This is a genomic window from Mycobacterium farcinogenes, from assembly GCF_019739075.1.
GTDB lineage: Bacteria > Actinomycetota > Actinomycetes > Mycobacteriales > Mycobacteriaceae > Mycobacterium > Mycobacterium senegalense.
On sequence record NZ_CP081673.1, the window covers coordinates 1,831,089 to 1,851,193 of the forward strand.

Genomic DNA, 20,105 nt, shown 5'->3' on the forward strand with positions numbered 1-20,105 from the left:
GCTCTGAATTGTCACGCTAGCGTGACGCTCGGGCTCGAGAGCCACGCTAGCGTGACAAAAGCAAGCGCGACAAAGGCACAACGGAGACCGGCGTCGGCGGAAGAACGGTTACCGCTCGGCGCGCTGGTAGGCCGTCACGACGGCGGCGCCGCCGAGGCCGATGTTGTGCTGCAGGGCGGCGGTGACTCCGTCGACCTGGCGCTTGTCGGCGGTGCCGCGCAACTGCCAGGTCAGCTCGGAGCACTGGGCCAGGCCCGTCGCGCCCAGCGGGTGACCCTTGGAGATCAGCCCGCCGGACGGGTTGACCACCCAGCGACCGCCGTAGGTGGTGTCGTTGTCGTCGATCAGCCGCGGCGCCTCACCCTCGCCGCACAGGCCGAGGGCTTCGTACAGCAGCAGCTCGTTGGCGGAGAAGCAGTCGTGCAGCTCGATCACCTGGAAGTCCTCGGGACCCAGCCCGGACTGTGCGTAGACCTGCTGTGCGGCTTGGACATTCATGTCGTAGCCGATGATGTTGGCGGCGCTGCCGTCGAAGGTCGAGGCGAAGTCGGTGGTCATCGCCTGCCCGACGATCTCAACCGCCTGGCCGGCCAGGCCGTGCTTGTCGACGAACGCCTCGCTGGCCACGATCGCCGCACCCGACCCGTCCGAGGTGGGGGAGCACTGCAGCTTGGTCAGCGGATCGGAGATCATCTTGGCGGCCAGGATGTCGTCGAGGGTGTACTCGTCCTGGAACTGCGCATACGGGTTGTTCACCGAGTGCTTGTGGTTCTTGTAGCCGATCTTCGCGAAATGCTCGGCGGTGGTGCCGTACTTCTTCATGTGCTCGCGGCCGGCGGCGCCGAACATCCACGGCGCGACGGGGAAGGCGAACTCGTCGATCTCGGCCAGGGCCTTGACGTGGCGGCCCAGCGGGGATTCGCGGTCCTGCGCACCCGCCTGAAGCGAGCCGGGCTGCATCTTCTCGAAGCCCAGCGCGATGGTGCAATCGGCCAGGCCGCCGCGAATCGCTTGCGCGGCAAGGTAAAGCGCGGTCGAACCGGTGGAACAGTTGTTGTTGACGTTGACGATCGGGATGCCTGTCATGCCCAGCTCGTAGAGCGCCCGCTGACCCGAGGTGGAATCACCCGAGCAGTACCCGACGTAGCCCTGCTGCACCTGGTCGTAGGAGATGCCCGCATCCTCGAGCGCCTTGGTACCCGACTCGCGTGCCATGTCCGGGTAGTCCCAACCCTCGCGACGTCCCGGTTTCTCGAACTTCGTCATCCCCACACCGACGACGAACACTTTGTTAGCCATGCAACGGAACATACTTCATGGCGAAATCGCGTCAACCGTCTTCAGCTGGAGTTGTGTGCGCACGTACTTCCGCTGACGAGGTCGGTGGTGTAGACCAGTAGAACGTGTTCTAGTTTCGCCGAGGAGGGGTCTTGACACTCAAAGTGGTGCAGTGGGCAACCGGCGGAGTCGGCGTCGCCGCCATCAAGGGCGTCCTCGAGCACCCTGACCTCGAACTCGCCGGCTGCCGGGTGTACTCCGACGCCAAGAACGGCAAGGACGTCGGTGAGATCATCGGCACCGAACCCATCGGCGTCACCGCCACCAGCAGCACCGAGGAGATCCTGGCGCTCGACGCCGATGCGGTGATCTACTCGCCGCTGATCCCCAACCCCGACGAGGTCGCGGCGCTGCTGCGCTCGGGCAAGAACGTCATCACCCCCGTCGGCTGGCTGTACCCCAGCGAAAAGCAGGCCGCGCCGATGCGGGAAGCCGCACTGGAGGGCAACGCGACGCTGCACGGCACCGGCATCGCCCCCGGCGGGATCAGCGAGAAGTTCCCGCTGGTGTTCTCGGCGATGGCCACCGGAGTGACATTCGTTCGCGCCGAGGAGTTTTCCGACCTGCGCACCTACGACGCACCGGACGTGGTGCGCCACGTGATGGGTTTCGGCGGAACACCCGACACCGCACTGAGTGGGCCGATGCAGAAGATGCTCGACGGTGGCTTCATCCAGGCCGTCAAGATGGTCGTCGACCACGTCGGCTTCAAGATCGACCCGCGGATCCGGGCCACGCAGGAGATCGCGGTGGCCACCGCGCCCATCGACTCGCCCATCGGCGTCATCGAACCCGGCCAAGTGGCCGGCCGCAAGTTCCACTGGGAGGCCCTCGTCGACGGCGAACCCGTCGTCCGGGTCACGGTGAACTGGCTGATGGGTGAGGAAAACCTTGATCCCGCATGGACTTTCGGTCCGGCCGGGCAGCGGTACGAGATGGAGGTCCGCGGCAACCCGGACTTCACCGTCATCATCAAGGGATTCCAGTCCGAGGCCGGCGAGGACGGTCCCGAGTCGGGCGTCGTCGCCACCGCCGCGCACTGCGTCAACTCGGTGCCCGCCGTATGTGCCGCCGCGCCCGGCGTGGTCACCTACCCGGATCTGCCACTCATCAGCGGGAAGGCCGCGCCCAAACTCGCCGGCGCGTAAGCCTCAGGGGCGCACCAGGATCCGGATCGGGTTGCCCTCCTGGCGCTCCAGCTTGTCGATCCCCAGGGCGATATCCTCCAGCGAGACGATCTCGCTGATCGAGCGGGACAGGTCGAGCCTGCCCAATGAGACCAGCGTCGCCAGTGTGGAGATGTCGACGTTCTGATAACCCAGGTGGCCGAGCACCTGCTTCTGGGTCAGGCCGAACATCGACGTCGGGCCGATGGTCGGCTCCTGAGCGCTCATCCCGACCGCGACCAACCGGCCGCCGACCGTCAGCTGGCCCAGGGCCTGCTCGAACGTCGACTTGAGCCCGACCGCGTCGAACGCCACATCCAGTCCGCGACCCCCGGTGACCTCGGCGATCTTTTCGCCCAATTGCGCGTCACCGGCGTCGAACGCGTAATCGGCGCCGATCTCCAATGCCCGCTCCAGCACCTCGGGTTTGATGTCGACGGCGACCACCGGCACGGCGCCGACCAGCCGGGCGAGCTGCACGATGTGCGTGCCGACGCCACCGAGACCCCACACCCCGACCGACTCACCGATGCCGACCTTGCCGGTGCGCACCACCGCGCCGTACGGCGTCGACACCGCATCGGCGAGGATCGCGGCCTGCTCCAGCGGGACGTTGTCGGGAACCCGGGTCAGCCCGACCGCCTGGGCGAGGGTGTACTCCGCCCACGCGCCGTCGTAGGCGAAGGCCATCAACCGGATTCGCATGCAGTTGGCGATGTCGCCGCGCCGGCAGTTGGGGCACTCCAGGCACGGCCGACCCGCCGCGACGATGACGCGGTCGCCCTCGGCCCAGCCGGTTACGCCCGGGCCGAGCTCGGCGATGGTGCCCGAGGCCTCATGGCCCTGCGTCACCACCGGTGCCTGCGCCGGGAACGTCCCGTTGATCAGGCTCAGGTCGGAATGACAGATGCCGCAGAACGCGACCTTGACCAGCACCTCACCCGGACCCGGCTCGGGGATCGGAACATCTTCCACCACAACTCTTTTGGTGTCGGCGTAGAAGCGTTGTGCCCGCATGGTGCCCGTCATCGCATTCTCCTCGTCTCACCGGTTACTATCCGCATCATGGCACTTCATCGGGTGCGTTGAGGTCATGTGCCGATTGTTCGGCCTACACGCCGGCCGCCAACTGGTGCCGGCGACCTTCTGGCTGCTCGATGCGCCCGACAACCTGGCCGAGCAGAGCCGGCGTAACCCCGACGGCACCGGCCTCGGCGTATTCGGGCCCGACGGTCTGCCGGTGATACACAAAGAGCCCGTAGCGGCCTGGCAGGATTCCGAATTCGCCACGGAAGCACACGATGTCACCGCGACGACGTTCATCGCACACGTCCGCTACGCGTCGACGGGATCGCTGGACCCGGTGAACACCCATCCCTTTCTCCAAGACGGCCGGATCTTCGCGCACAACGGTGTGGTCGAGGGGCTCGATGTCCTCGACGACCGGATCCGTGAACTGGCAGTGGCAGACCTGGTGAAGGGACAGACCGACTCCGAGCGAGTGTTCGCGCTCATCACCGCATCCGCGCGGGCGCGCGGCGGCGACATCGGTGCGGGCATCGTCGAAGCCGTCGGCTGGCTGGCCGACAACGTACCGATCTATGCCGTCAACCTGCTGCTCAGCACCGCCACCGACATGTGGGCCCTGCGCTACCCCGACACTCATGACCTCTACATGCTCGACCGCCGACGCCCGTCGCAGCGGCGCCTGCGGCTGCGCAGCCCGCGAATCCGTGCCGAGTCGGACCAGCTGACCACGCAGCCGTCGGTGGTGTTCGCCAGCGAGCCCATGGACGATGAGGATTGGCGACCCATCGCACCCGGCGAGTTGGTGCACGTCGACTCGGACCTGCGGATCGACACCCGGGTCGCGTTCCCGAAGCCACCGCGCCACCTGCTGCACCGAGAGGATCTGAGCGCCAAGGCTGCGGCGTCGCAGCACGGGTAGCCCTGGCACACTCGACCTTCGTGACATCCAAACGTGCACTGGTGCTCGCCGGGGGAGGTATCGCAGGCATCGCCTGGGAGACCGGGATCCTGCAAGGCATCGCCGACGAATCTCCTGAGACTGCCGACGCGCTGCTCGGTTCCGACGTGCTGGTGGGTACGTCGGCGGGATCGACAGTGTCCGCGCAGCTCGGCAGTGGCCTGCGGTTGGCGGAACTGTTCGAGCGCCAAGTCGGCGCCGTATCGGCCGAACTCGACCCGGGTGTCAGCATCGACAACGTCACCGACCTGTTCGTCAAAGCCATGCTCAAGCCCAACACCACCAAAGCCCAGAAGCTGCAAGGCATCGGCGCGGTGGCCGCGTGCACCGCCACCGTCGACCCCTCTGTGCGGCGCAAGGTGATCGAGGCGCGGCTGCCGTCGCACGACTGGCCCGACCGGGCGCTGCGGATCTCGGCAATCGACATCGACATGGGCGAGCTGGTGACGCTGGACCGCGATTCCGGGGTGTCGCTGGTCGATGCCGTCGCCGCCAGCTGCGCGGTGCCCGCGGTATGGCCGGTCGTGAACATCGGCGGTCGACGGTTCATGGACGGCGGTATCGGCAGCGCGGTCAACATGGCGCTGGCCGCCGACTGCGACACCGCCGTCGCCCTGGTGCCACAGGGCCGCTCGACACCGTCGCCGTTCGGCACCGGTGCGGCCGAGGAGGTCGACGGCTTCGACGGACGCTCGTTCGGGATCTTCGCCGACGACGACGCTCTCGTCGCGTTCGGCAAGAATCCGCTCGACCCGGCGTGCCGGGTGCCCTCGGCGCTGGCCGGGCGGGCTCAAGGTCGTCGGGTGGCGGCCGAGGTCGCCGCGTTCCTGTTGGGCTGAAACGTGGGCTGAAACTCAGCCGTCGAGCGCGCGGGCAGTCAGCTCTCGGCCGATGTCGATGACCTCGGCGGCGCGGTGAAATTCCAGGCTCCGGCACACCGTGCGCGGCACCTCGATCAGCAGGTCGGGCGGATACGCCGCCAAGGTGTGCCGGGCCAGTGCGGCCTGGGCGATGTCGATGGTGCGGTTCATCACCTCGAAGCTGCCCAGCTTCGGTACATCGGCCGGCTCCGGCACTTCGGGATCCGCCCCACCCACGGGGTCGGCGGGCACGTCGACCTGATCGGCCTGCCCGGCCTCGTCGAGTTCGGAACTGTCCTCGGGCGGGAGCGCCGCCCCGAACCGGCTCAACACCGCGCGGGCGGTCGGGCGGTCCAGCACGGCCCGCACCGACGCCGTGTCCAGCACCGCCGAGGTGCTGCGCATCATGCGGTTGAGCCATTCGCTGGTGGGCCGCCGCTCCGGGTCGCCCGGGGCGGCCGCAGTCCCCGGATCACCGCCGGCCAAGCTGACCGCGATGGTGAGATCGGCGTTGACCGCGGCGATCGGCGCCATTGGCAGCGGGTCGAGGATGCCGCCGTCGCCGAGTAACCGGCCGTCGAGCACGTGGGGGGCGATCACGCCGGGAATGGCGATCGACGCCCGGATCGCCGCGTCGAGCGGGCCGCGTTGCAACCACACCGATTTCCCGGTGATCAGATCCGTCGCCACCGCGGTGTAGGGGATCGGCAGCTGTTCGATCGTGGCTTCTCCGATGATGTCGCGGACCGCATCGAGAATCTTCTCGGCACGCAGGATCCCGGCTGCGGTGATCGACGGGTCCAGCAGTCGCAATACCGCCCGCTGAGTCAAAGTCCGTGCCCAATCGGCGAACTCGTCGAGCTTGCCGGCCGCGTGCAACCCGCCGACCAGCGCGCCCATCGATGACCCGGAGACACCGACGACCTCGTAACCGCGGTCATGCAGCTCGTCGATCACCCCGATGTGCGCGTAGCCGCGAGCCCCACCACTGCCGAGGGCCAGAGCAACACGCATACCTCCATTTTGAATCACACCGGATCGACGTACCGGCCCTGTGCCTCCACCTCCTGCCACCACGGCCATCGTCGTGCCATCCGGTGCAGGTCGTCACGCAGACCGGTGTAACGCACCTCGATGCCGCCGAGTTGGATTTCCAGATCCCGCAGGCCGTCCAGGATCGTCGAGGTCAGCCAGGGCAGCCGGGAGAGGTCGAGGATCACCAGGTCCGGCCGGGGCTCGCAGGCGGCGACCTTCGTGAGCACCGCGTCGAGGTTGGCCCGCAGGTTCGCGGTGTACAGGCCGAGTTCGAAGCGAAGCGTCAACGGTTGGGCGCCGACCTGCACGACATGGGCGCGGTTGGCTTCTCGCAGCACGAAATACAGCGTGAGCAGCACCCCGGCCGCCACCGCGGGAAGCAGGCCGACCGTCAGACCGAAGACGCCGACGATCGCGGCCAGGCTGAACTCCAGCTTGTCGAACCGGTACAAACGCTGCAACGCCCTGATGTCGATGAGTCCCAGAACGGCAACCAATACCATGGCGCCGAGCGTGGCCTGCGGCAGTTCGGAGAGCACCGGCGCCAGGAACATCGCGACCAGCACCGCCAGGGCCGCCGTGACCAGGCCGCAGACCTGCGAGCGGGCCCCGGTACGCAGGTTCATCCCGGTCTGCGAGAACCCACCGGCCGGCGGCAGCGCGTGGAAGAACGAACTCACCAATGCGGCAATGCCGTTGGCGGACAGCTCGCGGTCGGCGTCGATCTGAGGCTCCTCGGGCCTGCGCACCCCACGGGCGACAGCGACGGTCTCCAGAAACGCCATCATCGCGATGGCCAGCGCGCCGGGAACGAGGTGCCCGACATGGTCGAGCGCAGGCAACGCGGGCAGCGGAATGCCCTGCGGGACCTCGGGGATCAACGCGACACCCATCGACGGCAACCCGCCGAAGGCCGCCAGCCCGATTCCCAGCGCCACCACGACCAGCGGGCCCGGAACCAACGGGGCGAACTTGCCGATCAGCAGGAGCAGGGTGATGGTGACGACGGACAGCAGCACGGTGGCGATGTTCGCCTGGCCGAGTTGACGCAGCGCCGACCACAGAATGTGGAAGAACCCGGTGGCGTGCGGATTATCCTCCACGCCAAAGAGTTTGGGTATCTGCGCTGCGGCGACCGTCAGCCCGACACCGGCCTTGAGCCCGAGCAGCGTCGCCTCGTTGATGTTCTCGATGATCGCGCCGAGTCGCAGCAGCCGTGCCGCCAGCAGGAAGGCGCCGACCAGCAGCGTCAAGGTGACCAGATGTGCCTGCGCATCGGGTGATCCCGCCGCGATCCCCGCCCCGACCATGGTCGAAGCGCTCAGTGTCGCGATGGTGGACGTGGTGGTGACGCTGGTGGTGCGCGAGCCGCCGAGGAACGCGTAGACCACCAACGGCAGCATGCAGGTGTACAGGCCGAACTGGACCGGCATGTGAGCCACGGTCGCGTACGCCATGGCCTGTGGGATGATCACGGCACCGGCGGCCAGGCCGGCGACTACGTCGGCGCGTAGCCACTCCCGCTGATACGGAAGAATTCCCGGCGCGCGCACATTCGCAGTATCGCCCACGGCGGTCACATTCGTGCGAGGGTTGATTCCGTGGGTACGCCAACATTCGCTCGTAAACTGGGCCGGCCCAAGCCTCGTGACGTCATCTCCGGACTGGTCACGGGCCTGTTCTCCATCCCCGAAGGTATGGCCTACGCCAGTATCGGCGGCTTCAATCCCGTCACCGGCATCTATGCCGGCATCGTGCCGGGCATCATCGGGTCGCTGTTCGCCCGCACCGTGCTCATGGTGACCACGCTGACCAGCGCCATCGCCCTGACGTCGCGCAGCGTGCTCAAGGAGGCCGGGCTCGATCCGGCCGACCCCGCCAACGTCGCGGCCCTGGCCGTCGTGGTCGGTGCGGTCATGCTGCTCTTCGGCCTGCTGCGGTTCGGCTCGATCATGAACTTCGTCTCCAACGCGGTGATGACCGGCTTTTCCACCGGCATCGCCCTGCAGATCGTGGCCGGTGTGCTCGGTGACGCCACCGGCTACAAACCGCAGAGCGGCAACACCATTGGCAAATTCATCGACTCGCTGGCGCACATCGGTCTATGGCACACGCCTGCCGTCGCCGTAGCGCTGGGCACCGTCGCGGTATGGGCGGTGTTTCACTTCATCAAGCCGCTCGAATCGTTCGCGACGCTGCTGGCCCTCGTCGTGGTCACCGCTGTGGTGGCCGTGGCCCATATCGACGTCGAAACCGTGGGCGACATCGCGTCTATCGCGAATGCGCTTCCCCCGGTTACGGTTCCGAACTTCGCCGCGATGCCCGAGCTGCTCGTCGGCGGCGTGGCGGTGGCACTCGTCGCGCTGGCCCAGGCCGCGGGTATCTCTGCCGCCGTGCCCAACCCGGACGGCAGCCGCACCAATATGAACGGAGATTTCCTGGCCCAGGGTGCGGCGAACGTGGCGGGTGGCATGTTCGGCGCCCTGCCGGCCGGCGGCTCGCTGTCCCGCACCGGGGTGGCCACCTCGGCCGGCGCCCAGACCCGGTGGGCCGGCATCTTCGCCGGGCTGTGGCTGGCCGTGCTCGTATTGGTCGCCGGCTCGGCCGCCGAGATCATCCCGATGCCGGTGATCGGCGGGCTGATCCTGGTGATCGGTGCCGAGCTCGTTGTCGGCCGGCTGCCCGACATCAAACTGGTGCTGCGGGTCGCGCCGCTGTCGGCGGTGGCGATGCTGGTCACCTTCGCCGCCACCACGCAGCTGCCACTGCACACCGCGATCCTCATCGGCGTGATCACCTCACTGGTGCTCTACTGCGCCAAGGCCGCCGAGGCCGCGCAACTGATGGCGCTGACCCCGGCGCCCGGCGGGGGCTGGCAGGAGGCGGCCGTTCCGGAACGGTGTGCCAGCAACGACGTCACCGTGCTGCACTACGCCGGAGTCGGCCTGTTCGCCGAGGTGGCCCGAATCGACGAGACCTGGCCGCGAGCCGAAGGCACCACGAACGCCGTCGTGGTGCTCAGCCTGCGATCACTGCCTGACGTGCCGTCATCGGTGACCATCAAGGCGCTGCGCCGATGGGCCGGCCAACTGACCGCCAACAACGGGCGGCTGATCATCGCCGGGGTCAACCCCGGCACCGCAGAGGTGCTGCGGCGCGGTGGCCTCGACGACCTACTCGGCGACGACAGCGTCGTGGCGGCCTCCGACCGGGTCTTCGGCGCGCTCGACGTCGCCGTAGAGCGGGGCCGCGCCTGGGTGGCCGCCCAGGACGGCCAACCGGGGGATTCGCCGCAGCGTGATTCGAACTAGCTGCAGAGGTCGTCGGCGGCGGCCCGCGCAGCCACGATGACGGCGGCCTGACGGCCCGGCTCCAGCTGCGCCCACGGCACGTTATAGGTACCCGGCCCGGGAGCCGCGTCGGGCGCCTGCACACTCGCCAGGTACGGCTCGATCTGCGCCTTGAGGTCACCGCCCTTGGCCTGCATCCACAGCTTGGCGGCATGACAGGCCTGGAAATACTCCTCTTCGGTGGACTGTGCATCGGCGCCGACGGCGGTCGTGACCCCGCCGGGCGACGTCGCGACCTCACCGGGCTTGGCCGTCGGGGTCGGCGCCTCCGTGGTCGTCGTCGCCTGCGGGGACGGTGACGTGGATGCCCCGGACTGGTCCTTGCCGGCGTCTGTCGAGCATCCGATCAGCAGGCTCAAGCCGGCGGCGGTGAGGGCTCCGGCGGTCAGGCGTGTGGTCCACGTGTAACAGCGCATGCCGCCAATCTATGCAACACGGTCGGTTTGTTAGGTGCTGGGCGCATTTATGCAGCTCAGCGCGATTTGTCTGCTCGGCTGGCTGGCTCACCCCGGCCTCACCCCGGCGTGCGGGTGCGGCAAAGTCGTGCAGCAAACAACCAATATTGCGCCTGTCGAGGATGGCTGAGCTTTAGTATGGGGCGATGACGGCACCGGTACCCGCACCGCTGTCCGCCAGTCAACGAGCGAGATTTCGGAAGGCATTCCGCGAGGCTTACGCATCTATCGACAAGAGTGCGCTCGGCGCCGTATACGCCAAGTATCAAGAGCTCTATGGAGTCTCACGGGGGACATTGCTGGACGTTCTTGTAGATGATCAGCGCCGAAACCCCAAGGAATACACCGAGCTTCGGAAACTGAGACAGGCGAGGTACAAAGACGCTGCCAGCCCAAAGTCCCAGAAGAAGCAGGGTAAGAGGCGTAAGAAGCCAAAGCAGAAGATCGAGAAGAGCGGCGGCACCAGCGTATGGACCGTGAGCGGTGGACTACCGGGTTTGGGTAGGGGACACCGCTAGCCGTGCCGTTGCACGGTGCAACCGTTTGGGTGCGGTTTGGCGCGACACGCCGCGAAAGTGTGGAAATGGGGCTGACGCCAAGGGGAGAATGGGCGAGTGAAGCTGTTCATCAGTTGGTCGAAGGAAACGAGCCACGCCGTCGCCCTGGCATTGCGCGAGTGGCTGCCGCTTGTTGTGCCGTCCGCAGAGCCATGGGTTTCGAGCGAAGACATTGCGAAAGGGACGCGTGGGCGTGACGCTATTGTCAAGGAATTGGCGGGTACGGGACAGGGCGTAATCTGCCTGACTCGGCAGAATGTTCGCGAACCATGGCTCAACTTCGAGGCTGGTGCACTGTCCAACCACACCTCGGAGCCGCGTGTTCGTACGGTGCTCTTTGATCTGAAGTCCGCCGATGTGGTCGGGCCGCTCTCGGACTTTCAACACACCAGCCTTAATGAACAAGAAGATGTTTTCAAGCTAGTGAAGTCGGTCAACGAGGCATCCGATCAAAAGCTCCCAGAAAGACAGCTATCCATCTACTTTGAGAAATTTTGGCCCGACCTCGTTACGACTTTGGAAGAGGTCCGGGAGAGTCAATCCCAATTGCCGCTAGGGGCTGACGGTGCAGAGCCTCGCAGTCCGAGTCAGGTCATGGAGGAGGTCCTCGAACGCGTTCGGTCGATGGAGCTACGGCAACGCGCGCTTCCGGCGCGAATCGCACGTTTAGATAACCATGTCGAGCTCATAGCACAAAGCCTCGGCCTCGACCTCAAGATGAGCGCGCAGTTCGGTGGCTATGTTGCGACGCCCAGCGGAGTTGGGCAAATTACAGGTTCGAACAGAAAGACTGTCACCGTGGAACTCCGAGACGGGACGACGGTCTCTCTACCTCGTGATCTGGTTGAAAGGCTCAAAGTTCGGCCCAATATCATTATGGCTCAGCGAGATTATGAAAGAATCCAGAGCGCGATCGAAAAGGATTCCGCCGCCGATACGATCTCAATTGACGATAGGCGGGGCGAGCCAGTGGCGAATGCCGACGATGATGGGTCAGAGCACGAGAATGACGAGTGACTAACCCAACTAACCAAACAGATTGACAACCTTGGGTGTTGGCGCACCGGCAACCGGTTCCGGCAGCGTGTTCGGGATAGCCTCGTCGGGAATCCAGTCAGCGTAAATCGCCATTGTCACCTGGGGACTCGCGTGGCCTAGCCACTTGCTGACCTGCAAGTAGTGCACGCCGTGCGTCAGTTGCAGCGCCGTGAACGTGTGCCGGAAATCGTGCAGGCGTACGCCTTTGGGCAAACCGGCAGCCTCGGCAGCGGGGGCGATGATGTCCTCGTGCAGTCCCTTCAGGTCGCACGGCCTGTCCTCGGACCACTCAAGCCGTGGCGTCACCGGCTCACCCTTGCGCCGCGCACCGCCCATTGCGCGCCGTGGCCACAACGGTGCCTGCGGGTTGTCGGGGCGACCGTGCACGTTGGCCAGGTAGTCAGCCAGCCTGACCGCGAGCCAGGGCGGTAACGGCACAGTGCGGCGGCTGGCACCGGTCTTCAGCGTGCCGGTCACCCACTCACCTTTGCGCCGTGCCTTCGCACGTTCGACGCGCACCGTGCAGCGGGTTGTGTCATCTGGGCCGGTGGTGAAAATGAGGTCACGCACTTCTAGCCCTTGGGCTTCGGAACGGCGCAGACCCGAGTAGCAGAGAAACAGCACGAGCAGCCCGTAGACCTCGTGACGCTCGGCAGCCTTGGCAGCCAGCGTGGCAACCTGCTGACCGGTCAGTGCGCGGCGAGGTCTGACCGCGACGGCGCTCGGGTTGGCTGGCTTCTGGCCAATGTCAACGCCGTCTGTCGGCAGCGACGGTATCGCCTGCTGCGCGTAGGCATCGCGCAGGACGGCACGGAACAACCGCCACACGTTCCCAAGAGTGCCGCGAGCCAACCGGCCTGCCAGCTCAGCGCGGAACTCTCGGCAGTCGGCCACCGTGATTGACCCGATAGCCCGGTCACCGAAGCGGGGGAGCACATGGGTTTTGAGAATGGTCCCGTAGTTCTCGTGGGTGCCGTCCTTCAGCGCGCCCGTCGTCACCTTCACCTGCTGTGCGGCCAGCCAGCTCCCCACGAAGTGCGAGAGCGGCAGCATCGCCAGCTTGCGGGCATCGGCCAGGGCGGCTGTGCCACCGGGGGAGTGCTTCGCGTTGTTCAGTTCATCGCGGCGGGCTTCAGCCAGTGCTCGCGACGGGTAGCTTTCCTGGCGGCTCTTGGTCTTGCGGGATATGGGGATACCGAGACTGTCGCGAGCTGGCTCGCGCCAAACCACCTCATAGCGCTTGACCGGCTTACCGCCGCGCTTGGCTGTTGTCTCATGGGTTCTGATGTAGGCCATGATGGGTTACTCCGGTTTCTTGCTTGGGATTTGGTAGGGCATATAGCGGCCATAGGTGCCGCGAGGATCACCGGCGAGGTAGAGCCGGTGCTCATAGTCGGCGCGCTTCGCCAGGGCGAGAGCTGCCAGACGTGCAGCGAGACGGCGGTTTGCGCGGTCGAGCCGCCACATGCGGAACGCATAGACCGCTTCAGTGCATGCGTTGGCCAGGGCGAGGTACACGAGCGCGGCGATACCGGGCCGTGTGGGGGAGACCGTCACGGTCACCTGTACGCGAGTCATGAGGCGGCTTCTTCCGCTGCGGCACTGGCACTTTGGTAGATACGGCGGGCTGTCGAGCTGTACCACTTGCTACCGCCACGCGGTGATCTAATGCCCTCTTGCTCAAGTGCTTTCGCGATTGCATCGAAGCTCTGGCCTGCATCGCGGTCTGCGAGTATCCGCCGCACGAGGGCGGTAGTGGCCTCACGCGGTCTGCCGATCCGCTCGCCGCGTCTGCGCTTGGCTGCCAGCCCTGCCTTTGTCCGTTCGCCGATCAGCTCGCGCTCATACTGGGCGAACACGATGAACTGGTTCGCCATCATCCGGCCCGCTGCTGTCGTCAGGTCAAGGCTCATATCGAGCACGACGAGTGACCAGCGCTGCGACTGTGCGGCTTCAAGAATGTTGGAAGCGTTGATGATTGACCGCGACAGGCGATCAAGCTTGGCAACGACAAGGCCGTCAGCCTGACCAGATGCCAATAGGTCCAATGCCATACGCAACTGCGGGCCGATGTTCTTGCCGCTCACGCCAGCGTCGGTGACGTGCTCGATCTGCCAGCCTCGGCGGTCCGCCTCGGCGCTGATCACGGCGTGCTGCGCCTCAAGGCCGTTGCGCCGGTCTGCCTGTTCTTCGGTGCTCACGCGGCTGTAGCCGATGAACGCCGGTTGACCTGCGGTTTTCATGTCATCGCTCCCGTTCGGCGGGGCGAAACGGAACCGTTCCGCTTTACGCCCCGCTTCAGAACGTACGCCCGCTGACCTGGGCGTATCAAGCAACGAAGATCGAAACATGCTGTCCCACTGGGCTATTCGTTGTCAGTCCCCATGCGCAGCCTGGTTTCTGGTGCTCCACTTAGGGTTACGCAGGTCTTCTAGCTCGCGCTCGTTGTAGGTCTCTTCGGTGCCGTCGCCAAAGGTCACGCTCACGGCCAGCTCGCCGCCGTCAAGCCACACCCGGCGCACGGTGCCCTGCTCACCGGCTCGGGGTAGCCCGTACAGCCGCAGCACCCGCACCGCGCAGCCAGGTCCAAGGACACACGCGCCAGCTCGTGCACCCTGTGGGCCGTGGCTAGGCATTCCGGCCTGCCAGGCTGCTCTCCGGTACTCGCGGACAGCTCAGCGCTGCCGTGGGCTGTGCTGGGCGCTCAGCGGGCACGGCGGGCTATCCGTCCGGTGCTGGCTCGCTCGCGTTCACGGCGGGCCGCTTCGGCGTACTGCCGCTGCCGTTCGGCAGCTTCGGCCTCTTCGATGGTCACGAGCGCCTTGCTTGCCGGTGAGCCAGTCGGCGGAATGATCGGTTCATCCGCGCCAGGGCCGTACGGCGGTCTACGCCAGGGTGGTTTGTGGGTGCCACTGGGCGCCGGCGTGGGGTATGCGCTTGGAGCATCTGGGTTCTCGTCCACAACCTCCGCGTCGATCACGGTATCCGCGCCTACAGGTTCCAGGGCGGGCATTGGGTTTTGGTCTTCAACCGGCAGGCCACGTGCACGGCGGCTGTCGGTCTGGCTCACGCGGGCCACGCCTGCGACGTTGCCGAGCACTTCGCGCCACGGTTCGGCGGGCTTGGCGGACAGCTCAAGTTCGGCCTTCGCGGTCACACCGCCCCGATCAAGGGCATCGCGGATCGCGGCCAGTCGCACCGTCTCGGACGTGCCTTCGTCTAGGGCGATGCCGAGCAGCCGAGCCGCCAGGGAATCGGTCGCCTGCTGCAATCGGCGGCGTGCTGCGGCCTGTACCTGCGGTGCAGCGCCACCGTGCACCCGGCATACCGTCGCGCCTCGTGCTGCGTATCGGCGGCACGGCTCACCATCATGCCTGCGAGCAGTGCAGCGCCTCGGGTGATCTAGCGCCGCGCCGCCTCGGCGTGGTTCAGAGGTTGTCGGGTTCATAGGTACCTCCGTGAGTTACTTTGGTGTCGTGGCTGGTAAAGGGGAGTGGCCGAAGTCTTATGTCATCCCGTCGGTCGTGCTGTCAGTGACGGCGGCGGGTTTTCTGATCTGGCATGTAGTCGATCCAGCGGGGCGCATCGACGCTTGGACTGTCACTCTGCTTATCGTCGGGTTCTTGCCGTGGCTGCGGCCGATCTTCGAGAGCATCGCTTTTCCTGGGGGTGCTTCGTTGAAGTATCGACAGTTGGAAGCCAAACAAGATAAGCAGGAAGACGAGATTCGAGCCCTGAAATTTCTCGTCGCGAACTTCCTTCCAGCAGAACAAAAACGCGTTCTCCGGAGGTTGGCAACCGACGGCCCATACGATTTCACCACGGAAAGCGAGCCTGGCGAGGTTTTGAACGCGCTCGGCCATCTGCAGATCGCTGGCTTACTCGAACAGAACCCTTCGCTGACGCGGGAGACCGCGCCCAAGCTGTTAGCCGATGGTGGCAGCGGCGATGTGAAGATCATGTTCCGCATCACCGCGATTGGGCGGGAATACCTGAAGCATCTCGACAGTGCGGAGGGGTAGCAAACGGCGAATTCGGACAGCTCTCGCGCGCGGGAAGGTGCATTGTGCGTTTGTCCGTTTGTCCGTTGTCCTTTTCGCAGGTCAGGCAAAACGGACAAACGGACAAAAGGGACATTCGGACACGAAACGGACAATCGGACTCTCATGTCTAAGCCTCCGCCCCACGTTCGCGGTACTCAAACTGCCCACGGCCAGTTTTCGAGATAAAGCCTGTGTCGGCCAGTCGACGCAGGTATTTACCCGCCATATCGGACGAAAGTCCAAGCGCCTGAGCGACCGTCGCGGCTGCCGTCGGGTGTCCAGCGGTGCGTACGCATTCGAGCACTTCGCACATCTTCGTACCCGCCTTGGCGACGTTGCGGTCCTTGGGGTCAACCTGCAATACGTCACTCACTCGTCGGTCGGACGGTCCCTTGATGACAAATTTCCCTACGTCCGCAGCTTTACCGGCGTCCGTCTCGACTCTGTGACTCTCAATTACATACTCCAAGGCCAGGTCTTCGGTTCCGGCGTTGTTCTTCTCTTGCGACAAAACGCGGATGCCCTCGGTTGACTGTTGGTCTTTGGCGAACGCGATGACTGCTCGCGCTACCTCACCGAACGCGCTCGACCCGTTGATCGCTGCGACAACATCGCCGCCGGGTGCTTTCGTCAGGTGAACAATGCAGATGACCAAACCGTTGATGGCCCTTGCGATCCTGGACCAAGGTTCAATGCACTCGCGTACTTCGTTGTTGTTGTTGATGTTCACCTTCGACCCGATGGCACTCATCACAGGGTCCACGAATACGACCGAAATCCCACGGTCAGTAAGGTCTTTGATCAATCTGGCCTCATCGTCCCTAGAGTTCAGCCGTACCTCTTGACCATCAATTTCCACATGAGGGAAGTGAATCCGGCTCATATCGGCACCGTGTGCCCGCAGGCTCGGCTTTACCATGTACTCGATTGATTCCTCGGAGGCAATGTAGGCGACGTTCTGTGGCTCGCCGTAAAAGCAGCCACCAAGTGTGCCGCGTGTGAACTCTGAAGCGAACCACCGTGCACCCGTCGACTTCCCGGCTCCGGGCCGTCCTGCGAACAATGCGAGTGTGGCGCGCTGTATGCAGCCTTTGCCGTTGTGCTCGAATCCCCACTCGGGCACGTCGTCGCGTACCTCGCTACCGGTGCGCCACCTGATAACACGCTGGCCGGATGGGGTTTGGTGTTTGTCGTCGCCGCGCCCATCCGGCAGCTCACCGTTGGTATCGGAATCCATAGGCTTCATGGGGATACGTCCGCCGTTCCGATCTAGGGCGCGGCGTATCCGCATCCAGTTCTCCCACGGCGTGACGTGCTCGGGTGCAGTTCCGCCCGGTTTCCAGCTGAGGTCTGCCGCAGCCCGACGCTGTAGCTCTTCTATGTCGTCGGCCAGCGCTTCACCAATTGCGAACTGCTCCAGGCGGTCTATCTCTGCCAGGTCGAACCTGTCAGCTTCACCGCGAGCCGCGTAAGACTCGCGTGCTGCGGCCTCAAGCTCGTCACGTGCCCGCTTCCACGGAAAGCAGCCGATACGGGCGTGCCTCGCGGCCCGACACAGTTCGTCGCGGGCAGTGTTCCGAGTGCTGTCGCGTTCGTCGCTGACCCGCTTGACGATTCGTGGTAGCAGGTTCGGCCAGTAGTCTTCGGTGCAGTCGGCACGGAACTGTTCGACCTCTTCGGCTGTCGCCTCGCCTCGTCCACCTCCGGCCCTGGCCTGCTTCGTGATGGCGTCTCGCCAGGCATCGGGCAACGCGGCCCACTCGCTGATCGGGGGCACAATGCCGTCCGGTACCTCTTCGCCGGTGCGTTCATCGTACAGCCGGACCCGAACACCATCGCCCAAGTCCGGTCGGATGCTTGGGGGAACGACGGCCAGCCGGTGGTGCCTCTGGATGAACTCAACGTGACCGGGACTGCCGTCTGCCGCTTTCAGTTCGCCGCGTGCCTCCCATCCGTCCGGTGCGTTAACTCGATACAGCCGTATACCGCTGCCGCTCTCAAAGGATCGCGCTGACAGTCGGTAGGTCAGCGGCAGTGAGCCAAGGCGGGTGGAGCGTTCGGCGATTGTGCGTAGGCCATGCTTGGCCTGACCGTTGGCGGTCACATAGTCGTCTATGTCGATACCAATGCCCCCAACGGGCATTCGTATGCCGAGGTTCAAGACACCGTTGACCCCGCTGTCGATCCGTCGCACAACGTCCTCGGGCCAGGACTCAATCTCGTCCAGCTCGGCGTCCACACCACCGCGTCCTGTCACCCCACGATGCCAAGGCCGTTTGCTCGTCTCGTTCCCAATCGCTAAAGGCGGCAGCCCGTTTTCGTGGAGTCGCTTCGCGTGGTGTCTGAACTCGTCAACGTCAATGCCGTCGAACTCAACCTCAAACATGTTGGGCTGCTCGTCATCTGCCGCGCTGTCGCTACCTACGGGCGGCTGTAGACTTGCCATAGCATCCTTCCTGCGTCTCGGTGCTACCGCCCCGGTTGTTGTGTTCCAGCAGCCGGGGCACTCTCGTCTATTGGGCCGGTACCGAGTGGGACTTGGGCGTGTGGCGGTTAGCCGCCAGCCAGGCATCTATATCCTCCGGCGAAAAGTACCGGCGCTGTCCCAAGACGATGCATGGAATTTCCCCACGCTGATCAGCCCTGATGATGTGCCATTCCGCGACGTCGATCCCACGTTCGTCTATGAGCCACTGCCGCACCTCGCCCCGACGCATCAACCCTTGCTGTTGTTGCATGCTCTTGCCTCCGTTTCCCTCGCGGTACCTCCGGTATACACCGAGCTGCATCTGAAACGTATTGCACTACAAGAGAGTTAGCCCTGTGAGGGTCAGTAGACCTAGTGACTCGCTAACACCGCCCTGCGTCACCTCCTGCAACCTGGCGCACTGATCGTGGGTGCAACCCTGTCGAGGCCGGCTGGGACAGATCCCGGGCGCATCATGGACTTAACCCAGGCTGCCTTTGTCTGGTTCGGCGTCCTGACGGACAGTCAGCACAGGCTCGCCGTTGGCGTCGAAGGTCACGCCTTGGTCGGCCAGCTTGGCTCGCTCGGCTGCGGCCAGGGCGTCACGGCGGTTACGCGCCCAAGCTGCGGCTCCTTTGCGCCGTGCCTCGTACTGCTCGGCCATGACGCGCTGCGTCTGCCTGCGTGCCTCTATCGCGGCTGCCATCGCCTTGCTGGCCTCGCTGGGATTTGGGCCAACGGGAGATCGCTTGATGCTCGCCCAATGCCTCATTCGCTGGTGTTTCATTCGGGCTCACCGTCCCGTCGTTGCACACTGGCCCTGGCCTCGCATTCGGCTTGCAAGGCAGCTCGCGCCGTGTGTCGGGCCTTGTCGTAACAACCCTCGCAGACCTCCCATAACAGCACGTACCCACCTTTGTGCTCGACCAGCAAGATTGTCGGCCCGCCGCAGTTCTCGGCTAGGCGCAGATCGCATGTGTCGGAAGTCAACGTTCCAAAAGCCAGACGCTGCACAAACTCTTGAGCCGGTGATCGTTCTAGCGCTGGGCAGTCCTCGGAGCCTTCTACATAGGTCGTGCCACCGTCCGAACGAAGTAGCAGGGCATGGTTGAAAATGTCGCTCAGTCGTACAATCGGCCTGCCGTCGCGACCAATCAACACTTCGTGCGGCCACACCGTCGGGATTACGTTCTCGGTGTCCTGCTGGGGGGTATCGGAGAGCACGTAAACATGTGCGCCGTCTGGAGTCACGTCGTTGACGAAGACCACCTTCACGTCGCCGTCCTGTGAGAGGTCTACGCACGAGCTGCCCTCACACGGTTTGAATGGGTAGTGGTACGTAACCTGTTCCGCAGCCTCGTGCATATGAACTAGATGCGTTGTGTGCCGGGACCGGTCGTATAGGTCGGGGTTCAGGTTCGGGTCGAACAGCATCGTTACGCTGTCGTCGTCAACGCGCAGTCGTTGCCGCCAGAGTGGATCGAATGCGCTGCCATGTGGTACGGCCAAGGCGTGTTCGTAATCAATGATGGCCGCGACGATTTGGTCTGAGCCTGGGTGAGTCATGAGACTTGTCCGTTCCGCTCGACAACGTGGCTCATCACGAAGTCGTAGAGGTCTTGAGTCGAGAAATAGATCGCACCGGCGATCATGGTTCGGCGAATGCGTCTGTTATTGGTATTCACGTCAACATAATTCATGGTCACTGGAACGCCGAGAACATTGTTTATCCAGTGCCACGCGGCACGTCTGCCTTTGATCGTAGGCACGCGCGAAAGCTCAAGAGCCGTTGTGTGAGACATACATTCA

General features: G+C 64.8%; 21 protein-coding genes. 7 read left to right on the top strand and 14 right to left on the bottom strand.

Going from position 1 to position 20,105, the window contains the following annotated elements:
• Window positions 1–108 precede the first annotated feature (108 nt).
• Window positions 109–1,299 (bottom strand): lipid-transfer protein, encoded by a 1,191-nt coding sequence (locus K6L26_RS08645; RefSeq protein WP_019343066.1) that lies wholly within the window; start codon window positions 1,297–1,299, stop codon window positions 109–111.
• Between the two features lie 131 nt (window positions 1,300–1,430).
• On the opposite strand from K6L26_RS08645, the gene K6L26_RS08650 reads away from it, so the two are divergent.
• Window positions 1,431–2,486, top strand: a complete 1,056-nt coding sequence (locus K6L26_RS08650; RefSeq protein WP_064894809.1) for an NAD(P)H-dependent amine dehydrogenase family protein — start codon at window positions 1,431–1,433, stop codon at window positions 2,484–2,486.
• Window positions 2,487–2,489: 3 nt separating this feature from the next.
• Here the strand turns inward: K6L26_RS08650 and K6L26_RS08655 are convergent, their stop codons facing one another.
• Window positions 2,490–3,533, bottom strand: coding sequence for a zinc-binding dehydrogenase (locus tag K6L26_RS08655; protein WP_076210875.1), 1,044 nt, complete (start codon window positions 3,531–3,533; stop codon window positions 2,490–2,492).
• A gap of 64 nt (window positions 3,534–3,597) precedes the next feature.
• Here K6L26_RS08655 and K6L26_RS08660 point away from each other — a divergent pair, with 64 nt between their 5' ends.
• Both K6L26_RS08660 and K6L26_RS08665 read left to right on the top strand, forming a co-directional pair.
• The gene (locus K6L26_RS08660) at window positions 3,598–4,452 is read left to right on the top strand and encodes a class II glutamine amidotransferase (protein WP_221852949.1); all 855 of its coding nucleotides are present in this window, start codon (window positions 3,598–3,600) and stop codon (window positions 4,450–4,452) included.
• Between the two features lie 20 nt (window positions 4,453–4,472).
• Window positions 4,473–5,330, top strand: a complete 858-nt coding sequence (locus K6L26_RS08665) for a patatin-like phospholipase family protein (protein WP_221852950.1) — start codon at window positions 4,473–4,475, stop codon at window positions 5,328–5,330.
• A gap of 15 nt (window positions 5,331–5,345) precedes the next feature.
• Here K6L26_RS08665 and K6L26_RS08670 read toward each other — a convergent pair whose 3' ends face one another.
• Both K6L26_RS08670 and K6L26_RS08675 read right to left on the bottom strand, forming a co-directional pair.
• Complete coding sequence (locus K6L26_RS08670; protein WP_064894817.1) at window positions 5,346–6,365, bottom strand: patatin-like phospholipase family protein; 1,020 nt, start codon at window positions 6,363–6,365, stop codon at window positions 5,346–5,348.
• Window positions 6,366–6,379: 14 nt separating this feature from the next.
• Entirely contained in the window at window positions 6,380–7,957 is a 1,578-nt protein-coding gene (locus K6L26_RS08675; RefSeq protein WP_234788519.1) for a SulP family inorganic anion transporter, read from the bottom strand.
• Window positions 7,958–7,987: 30 nt separating this feature from the next.
• Here K6L26_RS08675 and K6L26_RS08680 point away from each other — a divergent pair, with 30 nt between their 5' ends.
• Window positions 7,988–9,697, top strand: a complete 1,710-nt coding sequence (locus K6L26_RS08680) for a SulP family inorganic anion transporter (protein WP_080989689.1) — start codon at window positions 7,988–7,990, stop codon at window positions 9,695–9,697.
• Here the strand turns inward: K6L26_RS08680 and lpqV are convergent.
• A complete protein-coding gene (lpqV, locus tag K6L26_RS08685; RefSeq protein WP_019348687.1) occupies window positions 9,694–10,152 on the bottom strand; it encodes a lipoprotein LpqV in 459 nt (152 codons plus the stop codon). The two genes, K6L26_RS08680 and lpqV, sit on opposite strands and share 4 nt — an antisense overlap.
• A 185-nt stretch (window positions 10,153–10,337) precedes the next feature.
• Between lpqV and K6L26_RS08690 the strand changes: the two genes are divergently transcribed.
• Window positions 10,338–10,709 (top strand): hypothetical protein, encoded by a 372-nt coding sequence (locus K6L26_RS08690; protein WP_221852951.1) that lies wholly within the window; start codon window positions 10,338–10,340, stop codon window positions 10,707–10,709.
• 96 nt (window positions 10,710–10,805) lie between these two features.
• Window positions 10,806–11,765, top strand: coding sequence for a hypothetical protein (locus K6L26_RS08695; RefSeq protein WP_221852952.1), 960 nt, complete (start codon window positions 10,806–10,808; stop codon window positions 11,763–11,765).
• 9 nt (window positions 11,766–11,774) lie between these two features.
• Here the strand turns inward: K6L26_RS08695 and K6L26_RS08700 are convergent, their stop codons facing one another.
• The 5 genes from K6L26_RS08700 to K6L26_RS08720 form a co-directional block, all read right to left on the bottom strand.
• A complete protein-coding gene (locus K6L26_RS08700) occupies window positions 11,775–13,082 on the bottom strand; it encodes a tyrosine-type recombinase/integrase (RefSeq protein ID WP_221852953.1) in 1,308 nt (435 codons plus the stop codon).
• A gap of 6 nt (window positions 13,083–13,088) precedes the next feature.
• On the bottom strand, window positions 13,089–13,364 hold the full coding sequence (locus tag K6L26_RS08705) for a hypothetical protein (RefSeq protein ID WP_221853500.1): 276 nt from the start codon (window positions 13,362–13,364) through the stop codon (window positions 13,089–13,091).
• Window positions 13,361–14,029 (bottom strand): recombinase family protein, encoded by a 669-nt coding sequence (locus K6L26_RS08710; RefSeq protein WP_221852954.1) that lies wholly within the window; start codon window positions 14,027–14,029, stop codon window positions 13,361–13,363. Before K6L26_RS08710 ends, K6L26_RS08705 begins: the two co-directional genes overlap by 4 nt.
• A 132-nt stretch (window positions 14,030–14,161) precedes the next feature.
• Window positions 14,162–14,359, bottom strand: a complete 198-nt coding sequence (locus tag K6L26_RS08715; RefSeq protein ID WP_221852955.1) for a hypothetical protein — start codon at window positions 14,357–14,359, stop codon at window positions 14,162–14,164.
• Window positions 14,360–14,490: 131 nt separating this feature from the next.
• The gene (locus K6L26_RS08720; protein WP_221852956.1) at window positions 14,491–15,105 is read right to left on the bottom strand and encodes a hypothetical protein; all 615 of its coding nucleotides are present in this window, start codon (window positions 15,103–15,105) and stop codon (window positions 14,491–14,493) included.
• 139 nt (window positions 15,106–15,244) lie between these two features.
• Between K6L26_RS08720 and K6L26_RS08725 the strand changes: the two genes are divergently transcribed.
• On the top strand, window positions 15,245–15,808 hold the full coding sequence (locus K6L26_RS08725) for a hypothetical protein (RefSeq protein ID WP_221852957.1): 564 nt from the start codon (window positions 15,245–15,247) through the stop codon (window positions 15,806–15,808).
• A 148-nt stretch (window positions 15,809–15,956) separates the two neighbouring features.
• On the opposite strand, the gene K6L26_RS08730 is transcribed toward K6L26_RS08725, so the two are convergent.
• The 4 genes from K6L26_RS08730 to K6L26_RS08745 form a co-directional block, all read right to left on the bottom strand.
• Window positions 15,957–18,275 (bottom strand): AAA family ATPase, encoded by a 2,319-nt coding sequence (locus K6L26_RS08730; protein ID WP_221852958.1) that lies wholly within the window; start codon window positions 18,273–18,275, stop codon window positions 15,957–15,959.
• 502 nt (window positions 18,276–18,777) lie between these two features.
• A complete protein-coding gene (locus tag K6L26_RS08735; protein ID WP_221852959.1) occupies window positions 18,778–19,002 on the bottom strand; it encodes a hypothetical protein in 225 nt (74 codons plus the stop codon).
• Between the two features lie 77 nt (window positions 19,003–19,079).
• A complete protein-coding gene (locus tag K6L26_RS08740) occupies window positions 19,080–19,862 on the bottom strand; it encodes a hypothetical protein (RefSeq protein WP_221852960.1) in 783 nt (260 codons plus the stop codon).
• Entirely contained in the window at window positions 19,859–20,098 is a 240-nt protein-coding gene (locus K6L26_RS08745; protein ID WP_221852961.1) for a hypothetical protein, read from the bottom strand. Before K6L26_RS08745 ends, K6L26_RS08740 begins: the two co-directional genes overlap by 4 nt.
• Between the last annotated feature and the right edge of the window lie 7 nt (window positions 20,099–20,105).